The sequence below is a fragment of the Methylobacterium sp. J-026 genome, assembly GCF_022829585.1.
In the GTDB taxonomy this organism is placed as follows: domain Bacteria; phylum Pseudomonadota; class Alphaproteobacteria; order Rhizobiales; family Beijerinckiaceae; genus Methylobacterium.
Window position 1 is genome coordinate 93,539 of record NZ_JAKSYC010000054.1, and the last position, 16,231, is coordinate 109,769.

20 protein-coding genes are annotated in these 16,231 nt (G+C 69.6%); 8 read left to right on the forward strand and 12 right to left on the reverse strand.

Translation table 11 applies throughout. The annotated features are described in order from the left end of the window. Position 1: 1 nt before the first annotated feature. The 3 genes from MKK69_RS03955 to adh all read left to right on the forward strand — a co-directional run bounded on the left by MKK69_RS03955 (position 2) and on the right by adh (position 3,665). Positions 2–1,486 carry a PepSY-associated TM helix domain-containing protein gene (locus MKK69_RS03955; protein ID WP_243965995.1) on the forward strand — a complete coding sequence of 495 codons (1,485 nt, stop codon included), beginning with the start codon at positions 2–4 and terminating at the stop codon, positions 1,484–1,486. Further along, complete coding sequence (locus MKK69_RS03960; RefSeq protein ID WP_243965921.1) at positions 1,483–1,830, forward strand: DUF3325 domain-containing protein; 348 nt, start codon at positions 1,483–1,485, stop codon at positions 1,828–1,830. The genes MKK69_RS03955 and MKK69_RS03960 overlap by 4 nt, the downstream gene beginning before the upstream one ends. Positions 1,831–2,141: 311 nt before the next feature. After that, a complete protein-coding gene (adh, locus tag MKK69_RS03965; protein WP_243965922.1) occupies positions 2,142–3,665 on the forward strand; it encodes an aldehyde dehydrogenase in 1,524 nt (507 codons plus the stop codon). Positions 3,666–3,742: 77 nt separating this feature from the next. On the opposite strand, the gene MKK69_RS03970 is transcribed toward adh, so the two are convergent. Beyond that, positions 3,743–4,069, reverse strand: coding sequence for a hypothetical protein (locus MKK69_RS03970; RefSeq protein WP_243965924.1), 327 nt, complete (start codon positions 4,067–4,069; stop codon positions 3,743–3,745). Then, on the reverse strand, positions 4,066–4,362 hold the full coding sequence (locus MKK69_RS03975; RefSeq protein ID WP_243965926.1) for a hypothetical protein: 297 nt from the start codon (positions 4,360–4,362) through the stop codon (positions 4,066–4,068). Before MKK69_RS03975 ends, MKK69_RS03970 begins: the two co-directional genes overlap by 4 nt. Positions 4,363–4,526: 164 nt before the next feature. On the opposite strand from MKK69_RS03975, the gene MKK69_RS03980 reads away from it, so the two are divergent. Genes MKK69_RS03980 through MKK69_RS03990 form a run of 3 tightly spaced genes read left to right on the forward strand, consistent with a single transcriptional unit; the run spans position 4,527 to position 5,817 of the window. Next, positions 4,527–4,952 (forward strand): DUF779 domain-containing protein, encoded by a 426-nt coding sequence (locus MKK69_RS03980; protein ID WP_243965933.1) that lies wholly within the window; start codon positions 4,527–4,529, stop codon positions 4,950–4,952. Positions 4,953–4,966: 14 nt separating this feature from the next. Continuing rightward, complete coding sequence (locus MKK69_RS03985) at positions 4,967–5,380, forward strand: carboxymuconolactone decarboxylase family protein (protein WP_243965936.1); 414 nt, start codon at positions 4,967–4,969, stop codon at positions 5,378–5,380. Then, positions 5,377–5,817, forward strand: coding sequence for a cupin domain-containing protein (locus MKK69_RS03990; protein WP_243965938.1), 441 nt, complete (start codon positions 5,377–5,379; stop codon positions 5,815–5,817). The genes MKK69_RS03985 and MKK69_RS03990 overlap by 4 nt, the downstream gene beginning before the upstream one ends. A 4-nt stretch (positions 5,818–5,821) precedes the next feature. Here MKK69_RS03990 and MKK69_RS03995 read toward each other — a convergent pair whose 3' ends face one another. The 7 genes from MKK69_RS03995 to gap all read right to left on the reverse strand — a co-directional run bounded on the left by MKK69_RS03995 (position 5,822) and on the right by gap (position 11,880). Then, entirely contained in the window at positions 5,822–6,844 is a 1,023-nt protein-coding gene (locus tag MKK69_RS03995; RefSeq protein WP_243965940.1) for a tetratricopeptide repeat protein, read from the reverse strand. 20 nt (positions 6,845–6,864) lie between these two features. Next, positions 6,865–7,512 carry a thiamine phosphate synthase gene (locus MKK69_RS04000; RefSeq protein ID WP_243965943.1) on the reverse strand — a complete coding sequence of 216 codons (648 nt, stop codon included), beginning with the start codon at positions 7,510–7,512 and terminating at the stop codon, positions 6,865–6,867. 19 nt (positions 7,513–7,531) lie between these two features. Beyond that, positions 7,532–8,602: a class II fructose-bisphosphate aldolase gene (gene fba / locus MKK69_RS04005; RefSeq protein WP_243965947.1), complete on the reverse strand. Its 1,071-nt coding sequence runs from the start codon at positions 8,600–8,602 to the stop codon at positions 7,532–7,534. Between the two features lie 154 nt (positions 8,603–8,756). After that, complete coding sequence (locus MKK69_RS04010; protein WP_243965949.1) at positions 8,757–9,023, reverse strand: hypothetical protein; 267 nt, start codon at positions 9,021–9,023, stop codon at positions 8,757–8,759. Between the two features lie 79 nt (positions 9,024–9,102). Beyond that, a complete protein-coding gene (locus MKK69_RS04015) occupies positions 9,103–10,305 on the reverse strand; it encodes a phosphoglycerate kinase (protein ID WP_243965951.1) in 1,203 nt (400 codons plus the stop codon). Positions 10,306–10,329: 24 nt separating this feature from the next. Continuing rightward, positions 10,330–10,785, reverse strand: a complete 456-nt coding sequence (locus MKK69_RS04020) for a hypothetical protein (RefSeq protein WP_243965952.1) — start codon at positions 10,783–10,785, stop codon at positions 10,330–10,332. Positions 10,786–10,875: 90 nt separating this feature from the next. After that, the gene (gene gap / locus MKK69_RS04025; RefSeq protein WP_243965954.1) at positions 10,876–11,880 is read right to left on the reverse strand and encodes a type I glyceraldehyde-3-phosphate dehydrogenase; all 1,005 of its coding nucleotides are present in this window, start codon (positions 11,878–11,880) and stop codon (positions 10,876–10,878) included. 443 nt (positions 11,881–12,323) lie between these two features. On the opposite strand from gap, the gene MKK69_RS04030 reads away from it, so the two are divergent. Both MKK69_RS04030 and MKK69_RS04035 read left to right on the forward strand, forming a co-directional pair. Continuing rightward, positions 12,324–12,608, forward strand: coding sequence for a DUF4164 family protein (locus tag MKK69_RS04030; RefSeq protein WP_243965956.1), 285 nt, complete (start codon positions 12,324–12,326; stop codon positions 12,606–12,608). 41 nt (positions 12,609–12,649) lie between these two features. Beyond that, a complete protein-coding gene (locus MKK69_RS04035) occupies positions 12,650–13,021 on the forward strand; it encodes a cell division protein ZapA (RefSeq protein WP_243965963.1) in 372 nt (123 codons plus the stop codon). Positions 13,022–13,386: 365 nt separating this feature from the next. On the opposite strand, the gene MKK69_RS04040 is transcribed toward MKK69_RS04035, so the two are convergent. The 3 genes from MKK69_RS04040 to MKK69_RS04050 all read right to left on the reverse strand — a co-directional run. Beyond that, positions 13,387–14,199 carry a universal stress protein gene (locus MKK69_RS04040; RefSeq protein WP_243965964.1) on the reverse strand — a complete coding sequence of 271 codons (813 nt, stop codon included), beginning with the start codon at positions 14,197–14,199 and terminating at the stop codon, positions 13,387–13,389. 135 nt (positions 14,200–14,334) lie between these two features. Further along, a complete protein-coding gene (locus tag MKK69_RS04045) occupies positions 14,335–15,816 on the reverse strand; it encodes an aldehyde dehydrogenase (protein ID WP_243965966.1) in 1,482 nt (493 codons plus the stop codon). Positions 15,817–15,882: 66 nt separating this feature from the next. Then, positions 15,883–16,231: GDP-mannose 4,6-dehydratase (locus MKK69_RS04050; protein ID WP_243965969.1), on the reverse strand; the 349-nt coding region annotated here is incomplete at its 5' end.

Below are 16,231 nucleotides of genomic sequence, written 5' to 3' on the forward strand. Positions count from 1 at the left end.
GATGGCGTGGCTGCACACGTGGTCCGGCCTCGTGGTCGGCTGGGTGCTGTTCGCGATCTTCGTGACCGGAACCGCCAGCTATTACCGCCCCGAAATCTCGAGCTGGATGCGGCCAGAACTGTCGGAGGCGGTGTCCGATCCCGTCGCCGCGGCGACGAGCGCGGGTGCATTCCTTCGGAAGACGATGCCGGACGCCATGGGCTGGTCGGTCAGACCGCCCAATGCCGAGAACCCGGCGGTCGAGGTCTATTGGTGGCAGAGCCCCGGGGGGCCATTTCATCACGCGCTGCTCGATCCCTCGACGGGCGAACGGTCGAAGGTCCGGGACAGCCGCGGCGGCGACTTCCTCTATCGGTTCCATTTCGAATTGAACCTGCCCCCGATCTGGGGACGCTGGATCGTCTCCGCCTGCGCGATGGTCCTGCTGATCGCCCTCGTCACCGGCATCGTGACCCATCGGCGGATCTTCGCCGATTTCTTCACCTTCCGGCGGGACCGCTCGGCGCAGCGCGGCTGGCTCGACGCCCATAACGTCGTGGGGGTTCTCGCGCTGCCGTTCCACCTCATGATCGTCTATACGGGCCTCGTCACCCTCTCATCGATGCTGATGCCCTGGCCGGTCCTGACGGCGTATCAGGGCAACGGATTGCGCTATTACGCGGAAGCCGGTCTCATGATCGCGGGTCGGCCACCGGCCGGGCGGCCCGGCACGGCGCTGCCCCTCGGCGAGATCGTAGCGCGGGCGATCGCCGCGACCGGGCAGACGCCCGAAGTCGTCATGGTCTCCGGGCCCGGCGATGCCGCTGCGACCGTCACCGCCTATTTCGAGGAGCCGCCGGGGCTCGCCCATCTCCACCCACAGATCGCCTACGACGCGGCGACGGGCGCCGAGATCGGGCGCATCGGGGAGGCCGGGGCGGCCACGCGGACCGGCGCCGTGATGGTCGGCCTTCACGAAGCGCATTTCGCGGCCGCGCCCCTGCGCCTGCTGTTCTTCCTCTGCGGCCTCATGGGTGCCGCCACCGTGGCGACGGGCCTGGTTCTGTGGACCGTCGCACGGGCTCCGAAGGGGGCCGATCCGGATGGCTTCGGCCTGCGCCTCGTCCGCGTCTTAAACCTTGGCACCATCGCGGGTCTTCCCGCCGGGCTCGGCGCCTATCTCCTCGCCAACCGCCTCTTGCCGGTTGATCTCGATGGGCGGGCGGAGTGGGAGGTGCGCGGCTTCTTCGCCGCCTGGATCCTCGCGGCCATCGCGTCCGCACTCTATCCCCGGGCCCGGGCCTGGCCCCTCGCCCTCATCGTGCCCGCATTCGCGTTCCTGGCGATCCCCGGGGTCGATGCCCTGACCGTGGGCGAGGTCCGCTTCCTGGGCTTCGACGCAGCCATGGCGGGTCTGGGTCTGCTGCTCGCCGTCGGGGCGCGGCTGACAGCCCGGCCGAGACAGAACCGGACCAGGGCGATCCTGCACAGGGCGGCCGAAGCGTGACCATCCCGGCCCTCGTCCTGTCCTTGCTCCTGGGCTTCTCAGGCTTCGCCGCCCTCGCGCTCAGCCTGGACCGGCATCACCGCGCGGTCTTCCGCACCCCGATGCGCGGAAAGCGGGTCGGCGGCCTGCGTGCGGTCGGCTGGGCGGGGCTCGCCCTGTCCTTCGCGGCCGCCGTCGCCTCCGCCGGATGGAGCTTCGGACCGGTGCAGTGGATCGGCTCGCTCACGGGATCGGCGCTGGCCGTGGTGGCGCTGATTGCCTATCGTCCCACCTGGCTCCGGGCCGCGGCCCTGGCGGCCCTGCCGCTCGCCGCCCTGGACCTGCCGCTCGCACTCCTGCGCTGATGGCCCGACAGGTCCGCAATCATATCGGCCCCGCGATCGAGACGGGCCGGCTCGCGGTACAGCGCGCGAAAACGGCCCGTTGCAATGGTCTTCATCGGGCGCCGCGTTGTCCCCTCGCGGTCGGGACAAGAACAGCGTAGACTCGGCACGCTCGCACACTGGCCAAAAGTCCACCTTGATTCGACAGGCCAAAAGCCATTGGCTGCGATCAGAGCGGAAGCGGATGCGGTCCGACGCGAGGGTCGCACGAACGCCAGCTGAAGCCAAAGAGCCGCGGTTCGCGAGGCCGGGGCCAATGGAGGAACAGAGCGATGAACAAGCCGGAATTCCTCGGCGACGCCAAGATCAGGTCGCCGTTCTCGGCCCGTTACGAGAACTTCATCGGCGGCCAGTGGGTCGCTCCCACGGCCGGGCGCTATTTCGAGAACACCTCGCCGATCACCGGCAAGGTGATCTGCGAGGTCGCCCGCTCGGACGCTCAGGACGTCGACAAGGCGCTGGACGCCGCCCACGCCGCCAAGGAGGCCTGGGGCCGCACCGCGCCGGCCGAGCGCGCCCGGATCCTCAACAAGATGGCCGACCGGATGGAGGAGAACCTCGATCTGCTCGCGCTCGCCGAGACCTGGGATAACGGCAAGCCGATCCGTGAGACGATCAACGCCGACATCCCGCTGGCCATCGACCATTTCCGTTACTTCGCCGGCTGCGTGCGGGCGCAGGAGGGCTCGATCTCCGAGATCGACCACGACACGGTCGCCTACCACTTCCACGAGCCGCTGGGCGTCGTCGGCCAGATCATCCCGTGGAACTTCCCGATCCTGATGGCGGTGTGGAAGCTCGCCCCGGCGCTCGCCGCCGGCAATTGCGTGGTGCTCAAGCCCGCCGAGCAGACGCCGGCCTCGATCCTGGTGCTGATGGAGATCATCGGCGACCTGCTGCCGCCGGGCGTCCTGAACGTGGTCAACGGCTTCGGCCTGGAAGCGGGCAAGCCGCTCGCCTCGAGCCCGCGCATCGCCAAGATCGCGTTCACGGGTGAGACGACCACCGGCCGCCTTATCATGCAATACGCGTCGCAGAACCTGATCCCGGTGACGCTGGAGCTCGGCGGCAAGTCACCGAACATCTTCTTCGCGGATGTCGCCAACGAGGACGACGACTTCTTCGACAAGGCGCTCGAAGGCTTCACCATGTTCGCCCTCAACCAGGGCGAGGTCTGCACCTGTCCGAGCCGGGCGCTGGTCCACGAATCGATCTACGACCGCTTCATGGAGCGGGCGGTCAAGCGCGTCGAGGCGATCACGCAGGGCTCGCCGCTCGATCCCGCCACGATGATCGGCGCCCAGGCTTCGGGCGAGCAGATGGAGAAGATCCTCTCCTACATCGACATCGGCAAGCAGGAGGGCGCGCAGCTGCTCACCGGCGGCGAGCGCAACGTCAAGGACGGCGAGTTCGCTGAGGGCTTCTACGTGAAGCCGACCGTGTTCCGCGGCCACAACAAGATGCGCATCTTCCAGGAGGAGATCTTCGGGCCGGTCCTCTCGGTCACGACCTTCAAGGACGATGCCGACGCGCTCTCGATCGCCAACGACACGCTGTACGGCCTCGGCGCCGGGATCTGGACCCGTGACGGGACCCGGGCCTACCGCTTCGGCCGGGCGATCCAGGCGGGCCGCGTCTGGACGAACTGCTACCACGCCTATCCGGCCCACGCGGCCTTCGGCGGCTACAAGCAGTCCGGCATCGGCCGCGAGACGCACAAGATGATGCTCGATCACTACCAGCAGACCAAGAACATGCTGGTGAGCTACTCGGCCAAGAAGCTCGGGTTCTTCTGAGCTTCTGCCCGGGTTACCCCCCGAGACACCTTAGCCCCGGCCTCGCGGCCGGGGCTTTTTGTCGAGCCGCACCGGGTTCACCGCCTGAGGCAGGCGGCGGCGATGGCGGCCGATTTCCGGTCGTGCAGCCGGATGGTGCGGTCCGCCACCGGCTGCCGGACGTCCTCGCCGGCATTGGCCTCGGCCTTCTCGAGTTCCCAGAGGCGCTCCTTCACCGCCCCGTCGGCATAGCAGCCGCAGAAGGTCGCCCGATCCGCGATCGCGGCGTCGGGGGGCGCGATCCAGTCGATGTGCGTCAGGCAGGTCCGCAGTTCGGCCTCCCGCGCCGGCGCGTTGACATCCTCGCGCGCCAGGACGGGGGCGCCGGCCAGCAGGGCAAACAGCAGGGCGAGGCGGGGGATCAATCGACGCCGTACCCGAAGCCCTCGACGGGCGCATTGGCGATGGAGCCGGGCGGCATGGGGCCGGCATCGGCGCTCACGCTCGGCACGTCGTCGGGCGGCCCGTCCCAGCCGACGACACCCATCGGATTGTCGGGGGTGACGTTCGGGTTTCCGGCGACGCGCCACGCGTGCTGGAGAAACAGCGGCTGGGTGCGCGGCTGGACGCGCAGCGTCAGCGGATCGGCACCGGCCGGGCCCGCCACGAGCGCGGCGAGGACGAGGGCCAGACAGGTGGCGGCAGTTCGTTGCGTCATGGTGTCGATCAGCCGGTCAGGCTCTCCGTTTCGCCCCAAAAGGCGCATCCTCGGCGAGCAACGCGGCGGAGGCGGATCCGGCACCAGCTTGGCCGTCGGTCCCGGGCGAATATGGAAATCCCGGGCCGCGCACGCATATCAACGGTGAGACCGGGGAGGACACCATGAGCCTTGATGCCAGGATCGAAGCCACGACCGCGGAGCAGGTCGGCGCCGACGGCACGCCGCTGCGTGTCACCGCGACCCCGAAAGCGCTGGGCCTCATCGAGGAGCTCCGCTCGGAATACGGACCGGTGATGTTCCATCAATCCGGCGGCTGCTGCGATGGCTCCTCGCCGATGTGCTATCCGGTCGGCGACTTCCTCGTCGGCGACGGCGATGTCCATCTCGGCCAGGTCGGCGGGGCGGATTTCTACATCAGCCGGTCGCAGTTCGCGGTCTGGAAGCACACGCATCTGATGCTCGACGTCGTGCCCGGCCGCGGCGGCATGTTCTCGCTGGAGAACGGGCGCGAAAAGCGCTTCCATATCCGCTCGCGCCTGTTCTCGGATGCCGAGAACCGCGCCCTCGAAGGCGCCTGCAAGCTCTGACGGAGGCGAAGGCCATGGCGACCGTGACGCTGGTGAGCGATGCCGAAGCCGAGGCGGATCCGCGGGTGCGCGCGATCTTCGCCGACATCCGGGCGACCCGTGGATCGGACTTCATCAACAACTTCTGGCGTGGATTGGCCCACGATCCCGCCCTGCTGGAGCGGACCTGGACCAGTCTCAAGGCCGTCATGGGCCCCGGGACGCTCGATCCGCTGACCAAGGAACTGGTCTATATCGCGGTCTCGATCGCCAATGGCTGCCCCTACTGCATCCACTCGCACACGGCCGCGGCGCGGGCGAAGGGCTTGACCTCCGCGCAGCACGGCGAGTTCCTGGCGGTGGTCGGCATGGCGAATCAGACTAACGCGCTGGTCACCGGCATGCAGATCCCGGTCGATTCCGCCTTTCAGGTGGGGAAGAGTCCATGAGTTCCGGTTCGGACAAACCGCAGGCCGGCTTGCGCGTGGTGCGCGAGAGTGCGCCGTTCCGCGGCAAGCAGGGACACCTCTATCGGCCGGCCATCTCGGCCGAAGCGGTCGGCGCAAGGGCGCTGCACATGCAGCTTCTGGAGATCCCGCCCGGCGAGCGCGCCCACGCGCACAAGCACGAATCGCACGAGACGGCGATCCACGTCCTGTCCGGCGTGTCGGGCTGCTTCTGGGGCCAGCACCTGGAGCATCACGCGATCGCGGGCGCCGGCGAGTTCGTCTACATCGCCGCCGACGTCCCGCACCTGCCCTACAATCGCAGCCAGACCGAGCCGGTCACGGCGGTGATCGCCCGGACCGATCCCAACGAACAGGAGAGCGTGGTCCTGCTGCCGGAGCTCGAGGCCGGTGTCGATTGGTCGAAGGCCGGATTGTAGACGCTCAGCGCTGCTCGACGCGCTCGTTGGCCAGACGCTCGGCACGGTTGCGCTCCTCGGCGGAGAGACCGGACAGCGTTTGGTCGAGCCACGCGTCGGACAGCCCCTGGCCCGCCGCGGCGAGGTTCCAGGCCGCCGCCTCCACGGTGTTCTTCGCGACGCCGCGCCCGACTGCGTAGAGCCGCGCGATGCGATTTTGCGCGATGGCGTTCCCCCGCGAGGCCGCGTGCAGGAAGTAGCGGGCGGCCGAGCGCTCGTCCTTGGTCACGCCGGTCCCGTTGAACAGCAGGATGGCGTACTCGATCTCGCTGGCGAGATCGCCGTTGTCGGCGCCGCGCCGGAACCAGGCCGCCGCCTTGCTGGGATCCTTCGGCACGCCGCGCCCCTGCAGGTAGAGCACGCCGAGATCGTGCTGAGCCGGCCCGATCTCGGCATCGGCAGCCTTGCGAAACTGCGCGACCGCGGCGGACTCGTCGGCCGCGGACCCCGTGCCGATCAGGATCAGGCCGAGATTGTACGCCGCTGTGGGCGAGCCCTGGGCGGTGGCCTGTTCCAGCCAGTGGCGGCCCGCCTTGATGTCCTTGGGCATGCCGCGCCCGTCGAGGGCCATCAGACCGAGGGACGACATGGCGGCGGCGTCGTTTTGAGCCGCGGCGACCTTGTACCACTCGGCCGCCTTGACCGGATCCTGCTTCACGCCGAGGCCCTGATTGTACAACTCGCCGAGGAGCGTCATCGCGGCGGCATCCTTGGGATTCGCCTCGATGCGCTTGGTCGCCTCCCGGAAGGCGGTCACGTATTGCCCACGCTGATACGCCCCGTAGGCGAAATCCGGCGGCTGGCCATTGGACGGCGGTACGGCACCCCGTGTGTAATTCGGCGTGTACGGGCTCGGCAGCTCCGGCATCGCCTTCTGGCCGGGCGTGGCGCCGGACGATCCGGGCAGCGGCGTGGCGCTCTTCGATGGGTCGGTCGGCCCCGCGGCTGCCCAGGCCGGCAGCGCCGCCAGCGCGACGGCGAGGGCCATCGCCGGACCTGTCACCCGCCTCATTGCGCGGGCGCCTGCTGGAGCGCCTGCCGCGCGCGGCCGACGAAAGTGGCGTCTTGCAGCCAGAGCCCGCTCTCGAGCCCGACGAACTCCGCCCCCGTGGCCGATAGCGGACCGATCGCGTCGGCGTTCGCCGCCACGGCGATGCACGGTGTCTCGAAGATCTCCGCCCACCAGGAGACGCGCGCCAGTACCGTTTCCGGGTCTGGCGCGACGCCGTCCGGATAGAGCCCGCCGAACATCAGGTAATCGACGCCCGCCTCGCCGGCCTCCATGGCGCCGTGCTTGGTCTCGAGGCCCCCGGCGCCCAGGATCCGCCCGTCGCGCAGCCGATCCCGCAACGCCTTGAGGTCCCGGGGTTTGTCAACGTGGATGCCGTCGGCGCCCCCGCGGATCGCCACCGCGGCGAGATCGCCGGTGAAGCCCGGACAGGCCACCACCAGGGCGGCCCCGTTTTCCTGCGCCACCGGCGCGACCTGCTTGACGCGGGCGGTCAGCCCGCGCTCGTCGCCGGAGGCGAGCCGCAGGATCACGGCGGCGACGTCGCCGGCCCCGCAGGCCGCCTTCAGGGCCGACACGAATTCGTCCATGCCGTCGGCGTCGAGGCCGTGTGGCCCGAGGAGGGCGAGACGCGAAAGATTGCTCATGGCGAGGATCTGAGCGCTCTCAGCGGGCGCCGATCTTCGGATCCAGGGCGCCGCTGGCATAGCGCTTGGCCATCTCGGCGACCGAGATCGGCCGGATCTTCGCGCCCTGGCCGGCGGTGCCGAATTCCTCGAAGCGCTGTTTGCACAGCTTCGTCATCGCCTCCATGGCGGGCTTCAGATACTTGCGCGGATCGAACTCGGACGGGTTCTCGGTGAGCACCTTCCGGATCTGGCCGGTCATCGCCATGCGGTTGTCGGTGTCGATGTTGATCTTGCGCACGCCGTGCTTGATGCCGCGCTGGATCTCCTCGACCGGGACGCCCCAGGTCGGCTTCATCTGGCCGCCGTGCTGGTTGATGATGTCCTGCAGATCCTGCGGGACCGAGGACGAGCCGTGCATCACGAGGTGTGTGTTCGGCAGGCGGCGGTGGATCTCCTCGATCACGTTCATCGCCAGCACGTCGCCATCGGGCTGGCGGGTGAACTTGTAGGCGCCGTGGCTCGTGCCCATCGCCACCGCCAGCGCGTCGACCTGGGTCGCCTCGACGAACTTCACCGCCTCGTCCGGATCGGTCAGGAGCTGGTCGTGGCTGAGCGTGCCCTCGGCACCGTGACCGTCCTCGGCCTCGCCCTGGCCGCTCTCCAGGGAGCCGAGCACGCCCAACTCGCCCTCCACCGAGACGCCGGCCCAATGGGCCATCTTGGTGACGTTGCGGGTGATCTCGACGTTGTAGTTGTAGTCGGCCGGGGTCTTGCCGTCGGCCTTCAGGGACCCGTCCATCATCACCGAGGTGAAGCCGTACTGGATCGCGGTGGCGCAGGTGGCTTCGTTGTTGCCGTGGTCGAGATGCATGCAGACCGGGATGTGCGGGTAGATCTCGACGAGGCCGTCGATCAGCTTGGCCAGCACCACGTCGTTGGCATAGGCGCGGGCGCCGCGGCTGGCCTGGAGGATCACGGGGGAATCCGTGGCATCGGCCGCCGCCATGATGGCGAGACCCTGCTCCATGTTGTTCAGGTTGAAGGCCGGCACGCCGTACTCGTACTCAGCGGCGTGATCGAGGAGCTGCCGGAGGGTGATGCGTGCCATCGTGACTGTCTTCCCGTTTGCCGTTTGGTGGTGTGCTCGATCGCCGACGGCGACTTCAAGATCTCAGGGCGCTCTTATCGTATCGCGCATCCGAGAGCTTCGCTTCTGAATGCTGACGGATGTCGCGAACGGCGTGTTCGGTCCGCGCCACCCCTCAGCTGGCGCGGGTCTCGAGAGCCGCGACGCGCTCCTCGACCTCGCTGACCCGCGCGGCGAAATCGCCGGCCGTGGCACGCATCATCAGGGGCATGCCGGCTGCGTTGCGCCGGTCGTTGCGCAGGCCTGCCTCCAAGCCCTCCCTGCGCGTCTCGCAATTCCCCATCCGCGTCTCGAGCCTATCGGAACGGACCGGCACCTGGGCGAGGCTCGCCTGGATGCCCGTCAGGATCTCGAACGTCGCGCTTTCGACGGTGTCACGCATCGACTCGCCCCCACGCTGGCCACGGGCGCTATCATAGATATGGCGGGCGCCGCGGAGTAGGAGAGCACCGCCGCCGCGCTCAGCCCGTCACTCGAAGCGCCTCGACGCCGGGGAGCGCCTTGCCCTCCAGCCATTCGAGGAAAGCCCCGCCCGCCGTCGACACGTAGGTGAAGTCGCCGGCCACGCCCGCATGGTTGAGCGCCGCGACCGTGTCGCCGCCGCCGGCCACCGAGACCAGTTGCCCGGCCTTCGTGCGTGCCGCGGCATGCCGGGCGGCGGCCACCGTGGCGGCGTCGAAGGGCGCGAGTTCGAAGGCCCCGAGCGGACCGTTCCAGACCAGGGTCTTGGCCTCGTCGATGGCGGCGTCGATCTCCGCGACCGAGCGCGGGCCGGCATCGAGGATCATGCTGGACTCCGGCACCGCATCAACCGGGACGGTCTCGTGCGGGGCCTGGGCCTTGAATTCGGTGGCCGCGACGGCATCCACCGGCAGGATGATCCGGCAGCCGGCCTTGTCCGCCGCCGCCAGGATGCGATGGGCGGTCTCGGCGAGGTCCTTCTCGCACAGGGACTTGCCCACGGCCTTGCCCTGCGCATGCAGGAAGGTGTTGGCCATGCCGCCGCCGATCACCAGCATGTCGACCTTGGCGACGAGGTTTTCCAGAAGATCGATCTTGGACGACACCTTGGCGCCGCCGACCAGCGCGATCACCGGCCGCTGCGGCGATTCCAGGCCCTTGGTCAGGGCTTCGAGCTCGGCCTGCATCTCGCGGCCGGCATAGGCCGGGAGGCGGTGCGCCAGCCCCTCGGTCGAGGCGTGCGCGCGATGCGCCGCCGAGAAGGCCTCGTTGACGTAGACGTCGCCGTTCGCCGCCAGCGCATCCGCGAAGGCCGGGTCGTTCTTCTCCTCGCCGGCATGGTAGCGGGTGTTCTCCAGGAGCAGCACGTCGCCGTCCTGCAGGTCCGACACCGCCTTCGCGGCCGCCTCGCCGATGCAGTCGGACGCGAACGCGACCTTCCGCCCGAGGGCCGCGCCGAGCGCCGGCACAACCGGCTCCAGGGAATCCTTCGGCTCGCGCTTGCCCTTCGGCCGGCCGAAATGGGCGAGCAGGATCACCTTGGCGCCCTGTTCGGCGACTTCGCGGATCGTCGGAGCCACGCGCTCGATCCGGGTCGCGTCGGTGACGCGCCCGTTCTCCATGGGCACGTTCAGGTCGACGCGCATCAGGACCCGCTTGCCCCTCAGGGAGCCGGCATCGTCGAGGGTGCGGAAGGCGCTCATGCGGTCCTGTTTCGGTGGATGGGGTTACTGGACGGTCGTCCCGATCTGGGCGCGCTGCTGCAGCAGGCGGTCGAGGTTCAGCCGCTGCACGGCGATCATCAGCGCGACGGTCAAAATCGCGGTGATCACCGCGGTGAGGACCAGCGCACCGGTCCCCGGCAGGCGCCGGGTCCGCTCGGCGAGCCCCCGCATCTCCGTGCGCAGGGCCGCCAGGTCGGATTGCCGCGCGGCCTCGTTCATCCGGCTGGAGGCGTTCTCGACCTTATCCTCGACGCGCGACAGGAGCGCCTCGGAGCGGGCGTACTTGTCCTCGATCCGGGAGCATTTGTCCTCGATCCGGGCGAGCTGATCGAAGAGCTGGTTGGCCGGAAGCGCCTGCGACGGTGCGGGCGTGGCGGCTACGGCGGGCGGCGGCGCCGGCCTCGGGGCAGGCGGCACGGCATTCGGCCCGCTCGACGGACCCTGCGAAGCGTCGGTCATCCCTGGAGAGTCCCCGGTTCGAGGTGAGACCGCCCGATCGGGCGGGCGGCCGCCGTCCTGTCATGGGACGACGGCCGCCCGCAAGCCGCCTCAGAGGAGTTTGGCCATCGCCACGGCGGTGTCTGCCATGCGGTTCGAGAAGCCCCACTCGTTGTCGTACCACGACAGGATGCGCACGAAGGTGCCGTCCATGACCTTGGTCTGGTCGAGGTGGAAGGTCGACGAATGCGGATCGTGGTTGAAGTCGATCGAGACGTTCGGCCGGTCGGTGACGCCGAGCACGCCCTTGAGCGGGCCTGCGGCGGCGGCCTTGATCGCGTCGTTGATCTCCTGGACCGAGGTCGCGCGCTTGGCCGTGAACACGAGGTCCACCGCCGAGACGTTCGGGGTCGGCACGCGGATCGCGGTCCCGTCGAGCTTGCCCTTCAGCTCCGGCAGCACGAGGCCCACGGCCTTGGCGGCGCCGGTCGAGGTCGGGATCATCGAGAGCGCGGCGGCACGGCCCCGATAGAGATCCTTGTGCATCTGATCCAGCGACGGCTGGTCGTTGGTGTAGGAGTGGATCGTGGTCATGAAGCCACGCTCGATGCCCACCGCCGCGTCCAGAACCTGGGCGACGGGCGCCAGGCAGTTGGTGGTGCAGGAGGCGTTCGACACGACGAGATGCTCGGCCGTGAGCTTGTCGTGGTTGACGCCGTAGACCACCGTCAGGTCGGCGCCGTCGGCGGGGGCGGAGACGAGGACGCGCTTGGCGCCGGCGTCGAGGTGGGCCTTGGCCTTGTCCTTCGAGGTGAAGATGCCGGTGCATTCCAGCGCGATGTCGACGCCCAGATCCCGGTGCGGCAGCTCGGCCGGGTTGCGCACCGCCGTCACCTTGATCCGCTTGCCGTTGACCACCAGGAACTCGCCGTCGACCGCGACCTCGCCCGGGAACCGGCCGTGGACGGAATCGAAGCGGAGCAGGTGGGCGTTGGTCTCCACCGGGCCGAGATCGTTGATCGCCACGACCTCGATGTCCGTGCGGCCGGCTTCCGCAATCGCCCGCAGGACGTTGCGGCCGATGCGTCCGAACCCGTTGATGGCAACCTTCGTCACGGCGTCACTCCTTCACCTGATGCGGCTCCCACCGCGCCTCACTAACCATGGGCGCGGCCCGCGGGGGATCTCGGTTCCCCGCCTCCGTGCCGTCCCAGCCGGGCGGATCTGGGCGTGCGGGTTTGAACCAGCGATGAACCGGGCCGGGAGAGGCCGGGCTTCGCCGCCCGCGATCGTCGGAGCGCACGGTGCCTCGGGACTGTCTCGGACCGACGATCCGGCATGTCTCGCGCGGTCCTTTTCGGGAGCGCGCGGCTGTCTAACATGGCACCCCGACCTGTCAAACGCGCGGCCGTGACAAAGACCTTCGATCCACCGACGAATAAACAGGGTTCTTCGGGCTCGACTGGCCGGGCCGGGGGATCCCGGGCTCGGACGTTACTTTGCGCTGGAATTCCGGCGGCATTCGACGGAAAGCTTCGGGTCGGAACGGACGAAAGACCATGGCCGACGGGACCGAAACCAGCGTAATCGACGAGGCGCTCGCCCGGCTGGAAGCAGCCGTGAACCGCATGGATGCCGTCGTTCAGCACCGGCTGGCCACCGCCGCCCAGCCGGACGACCGGGATGCCGAACTCGCCCTGATGGACGAGGATCGGGCTCGCCTCGCCGCCGCCCTCGACGCGGCGAGCGCCCGGCTCGCGCAGGTCACCGCCACGACCGGCGCGGTCGGGCACCGCCTCGACCGGGCGATCGAGACCGTCCAGGATGTCCTCGGGCGATCCTGATCCGGCGTCCGCGCCATCCGGAACGCCGATCGGAGCCGCCCGTGCCGCAGATCAACGTGACCATCGACGGCCGCACCTACCGCATGGCCTGCGGGGAGGGCGAGGAAGCCCATCTCACCGGGCTCGCCGAAACGCTCGACGGGCGCATCGGCGCAATGCGCAAGGATTTCGGCGCCATCGGCGACATGCGGCTGCAGGTGATGGCGGCGCTGACGATCGCGGACGAACTGGCGGAGCTGCGCGGGCGGCTCGCCGCGCTGGAGACGGAAGCGGCCGCGTTGCGCATCGCCGCCGAGGCCGCCGAGCGGGGGAGGGCGACCGATGCGGAGCGGGCCGCGGCGGGGATCGGCCGCGCGGCCGAACGGATCGGGAAGCTCGCGGAGGCTCTCGGGGGATCCGCGCCGCGGGGCTGAGGGTCAAGAGCGGGCACGCCGCCGCGGAGGACCTGACGCCGGCTGCCGATTGCCGGCTGACCGCCGATCCATCGCGGCTCCGACCGGCGCGATGCCGTCTCGTCCGAGCGCGTCTCACGCCCGCGCCGGCGCAGAGATCAAGCGTGGCGGCGGATCGGATTGTCATCCCGGGCCGCCGCAGCGCCGAGGAGACCGTCGCGGCCTTCCTCCGCGGCCCGGATTGCGGTCGGTGACGGTGAAACGATCGGTGGGCCGCCAGACCGTCGCCGATCATCCCGGTCTCCAGCGCCACGAGGCGATCCTGATCGTTCCGGGTTCTGGCCGCGCGTCGATCCGGGTCGGCTCGCGCCGGCCGAGCCCGGCTTTCAGTGCGCCATCAGGCAGCATATGGGCGCGGTGTTCAGGACGTCCCGCGTCGCGCCGCCGAAGGCCCACTCGCGCAGTCGGGAATGGCCGTAGGCGCCCATGACGATGAGATCGGCCTCCTGCTGGCGGGCGAACCGAAGGATCTCGGCACCGTCGCTCGCGGCAGCGCTCAGCAGGTGGGTGGTCGCCGGGGCGCCGTGGCGCGCCAGATGTGCGGTGACGTCCTGCGCGCCCTCCGAGCGGGCGCAGTCGCCCACGGAGGCGACGAAGACCTGTTCGGCGGACCGGATGAAGGGGAGCGCCCCCGAGACGGCGCGGCGGGCTTCGGACGTATCCTTCCAGGCCACGACGATGCGGCGCGCCGGAAGGTCGGCCACGTCGGGCGGTACCACCAGGACCGGTCGGGCCGCCTCCATCAGAACGGGCCCCGGCAGGATGCCCAGGGGGCCGGGGTCGAGATCGGTCGGGTCGGACCTGCCGAGCACCAGCAGATCCGCGGCCCGCGCCTGTTCGACGAGGTAGGCGAGCGGGCTGTCGACACCCCCGCGCCACGCCGTACGGGGCGCTTCCCCGGCGGAGCGGGCGAACAACCCCTGAGCCCGTTCCAGCTCGCGCTGAATCTCGCCCCTGGCGCGCTCGTATTGAGCGTGCGCATCGCGGACATCGTGGGCGAAGAGCGGCACCGGCGCATCGGCCGCGGCGACCCCCGTCAGCAGCGCGTCGAAGCGGTGAGCCAGACCGGCGGCGACGCGCACGCGATCCGGCGCGCCCTCGGCGAAGTCGACGGAGACCAGGATGTTGGCGTAGGTCATGGCGACCTCCTCGGGGCCCGATCCGGGCCCGGAGGAGGCAGTCTGGGCACCGTGCAGATCGCGGCCTTGATCCAGCGCAAATCTCGGGGCCGGCGTCGGGCGACGGGTCTCCGGGTCGCGACGCGGCCACGCGCCTCAGCGCATGACGAACGGGTTCTCCGGCGCATCGCGGCTCGTGGAGATCCAGACGCTCTTAGTCTCCAGGAACTCGCGGATCGACTCGACGCCGCTCTCGCGGCCGATGCCCGAGTGTTTCATGCCGCCGAAGGGCATCATGTAGCTGACGGCCCGGTAGGTATTCACCCAGACCGTACCGGCCCGCAGCCCCGTCGACATGCGCATGGCCCGGCCGATATCCTGGGTCCAGACGCCGGCGGCGAGCCCGTAGATGACGTCGTTGCCGAGCCGCAGCGCCTCCGCCTCGTCCTCGAACCCGATGATCGACAGGACCGGGCCGAACACCTCCTCCTGGGCGATCCGCATGTCGTTGGTGACGCCGATGAAGATCGTCGGCTCGACGAACTGGCCGCCGATCACCCCGGGCCCGGAGGCCGGGTTTCCGCCGAACACGCAGCGCGCGCCCTCGCTCTTGGCGAGCGCGATGTAGTCGAGCACTTTGGCATACTGCGGCGGCGTGGTGATCGGGCCGATATGGGTGTCGGCCTGCATCGGGTCGCCGAGCTTCGCGGTTCGGGCCAGCGCGATCAGCCGCTCGACGAACGCCTCGCGGATGCTGTTCTGCACGAGCAGCCGCGATCCGGCGATGCAGGTCTGGCCGGTGGCGGCGAAGATGCCCGAGATCGCCCCCGCGGCGGCGGCCTTCAGGTCGGCATCGGCGAAGACGATGTTGGGCGACTTGCCGCCGAGCTCCAGGGACACGCGCTTGATCTGCCGGGCGGCCGCCTCGTAGACCTTCGCACCGGTCACGTCGGAACCCGTGAAGGTGATCTTGGCGACGTCCGGGTGCTCGACGATGGCGCTGCCGGCCTCGCCGCCGAAGCCGGTCACGACGTTGAACATCCCGTCGGGGAGCCCGGCCTCCTTGGTCAGGCGCGCGAATTCGAGCGTGCTCGCGGAGGCGAATTCAGAGGGCTTCACCACGACGGCGCAGCCCGCCGCCAGCGCCGGGGCGCATTTCCAGGCGACGAACAGGAGCGGAGAGTTCCAGGCGGTCAGGGCGCCGACCACGCCCACCGGTTCGTGCCGGGTGAACGCGAAGGTCTCCGGCTTGTCGATCGGGATCTGCGCGCCCTCGACCTTGTCGGCGAGGCCGGCATAGTACCACCACCATTCCGGCTGGTAGCGGGTCTGGCCGTACATCTCGGCGAACAGCTTGCCGTTGTCGCGGACCTCGACCTCGGCGAGGGCCTTCGCGTCGCGCTCGACGAGGTCGCCGATCCGGCGCAGAACCTTGCCCCGGGCCGAGGCGGTCATGGTCGCCCAGGGGCCATCCCACATGGCGCGCTTGGCCGCGGCGACGGCCCGGTCGACATCGGCCCGGGACGCCCGTGGAATGCGGGCCCAGGCCTCACCACGATAGGGATCGTTCGACTCGAACCACGCGCCCTCGACCGGGTCGACGTGCTGACCGTCGATGTAGAGCTGATAGGTCTTCACGGTGCGCGTCTCCGATGGGACATGCGCGCGATATGGACCGGCGGGACGCCGCCGGCGAGGGCGCGTTCAGGCGTTGGCGCTGAGGCGCTTGATGTCGGCGTCGACCATCTCGGTGATGAGATCCTCGAGGCTGGTCTGCGCCGCCCATCCGAAGGTCGCCTTCGCCTTGGCCGGGTCGCCCAGCAGCACCTCGACCTCCGCCGGACGGAAGAAGGCCGGGTCGATCACCAGGTGGTCGTCGATATTCAGCCCGACATGCTTGAACGCGATCACACACATGTCCCGCACCGTCGTCGTGCGGCCGGTGGCGATCACGTAATCGTCCGGCTTCTCCTGCTGCAGCATCAGCCACATCGCCTGCACGTAGTCCCGGGCGTGGCCCCAGTCGCGCTTGGCGTCGATGTTGCCGAGCCGC

What these genes read in the sequence shown, in the direction of transcription:
- MKK69_RS03955 (WP_243965995.1), top strand. Translation starts at nt 2, where the DNA reads ATGGCGTGGCTGCACACGTGGTCCGGCCTCGTGGTCGGCTGGGTGCTG.
- adh (WP_243965922.1), top strand. Translation starts at nt 2,142, where the DNA reads ATGAACAAGCCGGAATTCCTCGGCGACGCCAAGATCAGGTCGCCGTTC.
- MKK69_RS03975 (WP_243965926.1), bottom strand. Translation starts at nt 4,362, where the DNA reads ATGACGCAACGAACTGCCGCCACCTGTCTGGCCCTCGTCCTCGCCGCG.
- MKK69_RS03980 (WP_243965933.1), top strand. Translation starts at nt 4,527, where the DNA reads ATGAGCCTTGATGCCAGGATCGAAGCCACGACCGCGGAGCAGGTCGGC.
- MKK69_RS03985 (WP_243965936.1), top strand. Translation starts at nt 4,967, where the DNA reads ATGGCGACCGTGACGCTGGTGAGCGATGCCGAAGCCGAGGCGGATCCG.
- MKK69_RS03990 (WP_243965938.1), top strand. Translation starts at nt 5,377, where the DNA reads ATGAGTTCCGGTTCGGACAAACCGCAGGCCGGCTTGCGCGTGGTGCGC.
- MKK69_RS03995 (WP_243965940.1), bottom strand. Translation starts at nt 6,844, where the DNA reads ATGGCCCTCGCCGTCGCGCTGGCGGCGCTGCCGGCCTGGGCAGCCGCG.
- MKK69_RS04000 (WP_243965943.1), bottom strand. Translation starts at nt 7,512, where the DNA reads ATGAGCAATCTTTCGCGTCTCGCCCTCCTCGGGCCACACGGCCTCGAC.
- fba (WP_243965947.1), bottom strand. Translation starts at nt 8,602, where the DNA reads ATGGCACGCATCACCCTCCGGCAGCTCCTCGATCACGCCGCTGAGTAC.
- MKK69_RS04010 (WP_243965949.1), bottom strand. Translation starts at nt 9,023, where the DNA reads ATGCGTGACACCGTCGAAAGCGCGACGTTCGAGATCCTGACGGGCATC.
- MKK69_RS04015 (WP_243965951.1), bottom strand. Translation starts at nt 10,305, where the DNA reads ATGAGCGCCTTCCGCACCCTCGACGATGCCGGCTCCCTGAGGGGCAAG.
- MKK69_RS04020 (WP_243965952.1), bottom strand. Translation starts at nt 10,785, where the DNA reads ATGACCGACGCTTCGCAGGGTCCGTCGAGCGGGCCGAATGCCGTGCCG.
- MKK69_RS04030 (WP_243965956.1), top strand. Translation starts at nt 12,324, where the DNA reads ATGGCCGACGGGACCGAAACCAGCGTAATCGACGAGGCGCTCGCCCGG.
- MKK69_RS04040 (WP_243965964.1), bottom strand. Translation starts at nt 14,199, where the DNA reads ATGACCTACGCCAACATCCTGGTCTCCGTCGACTTCGCCGAGGGCGCG.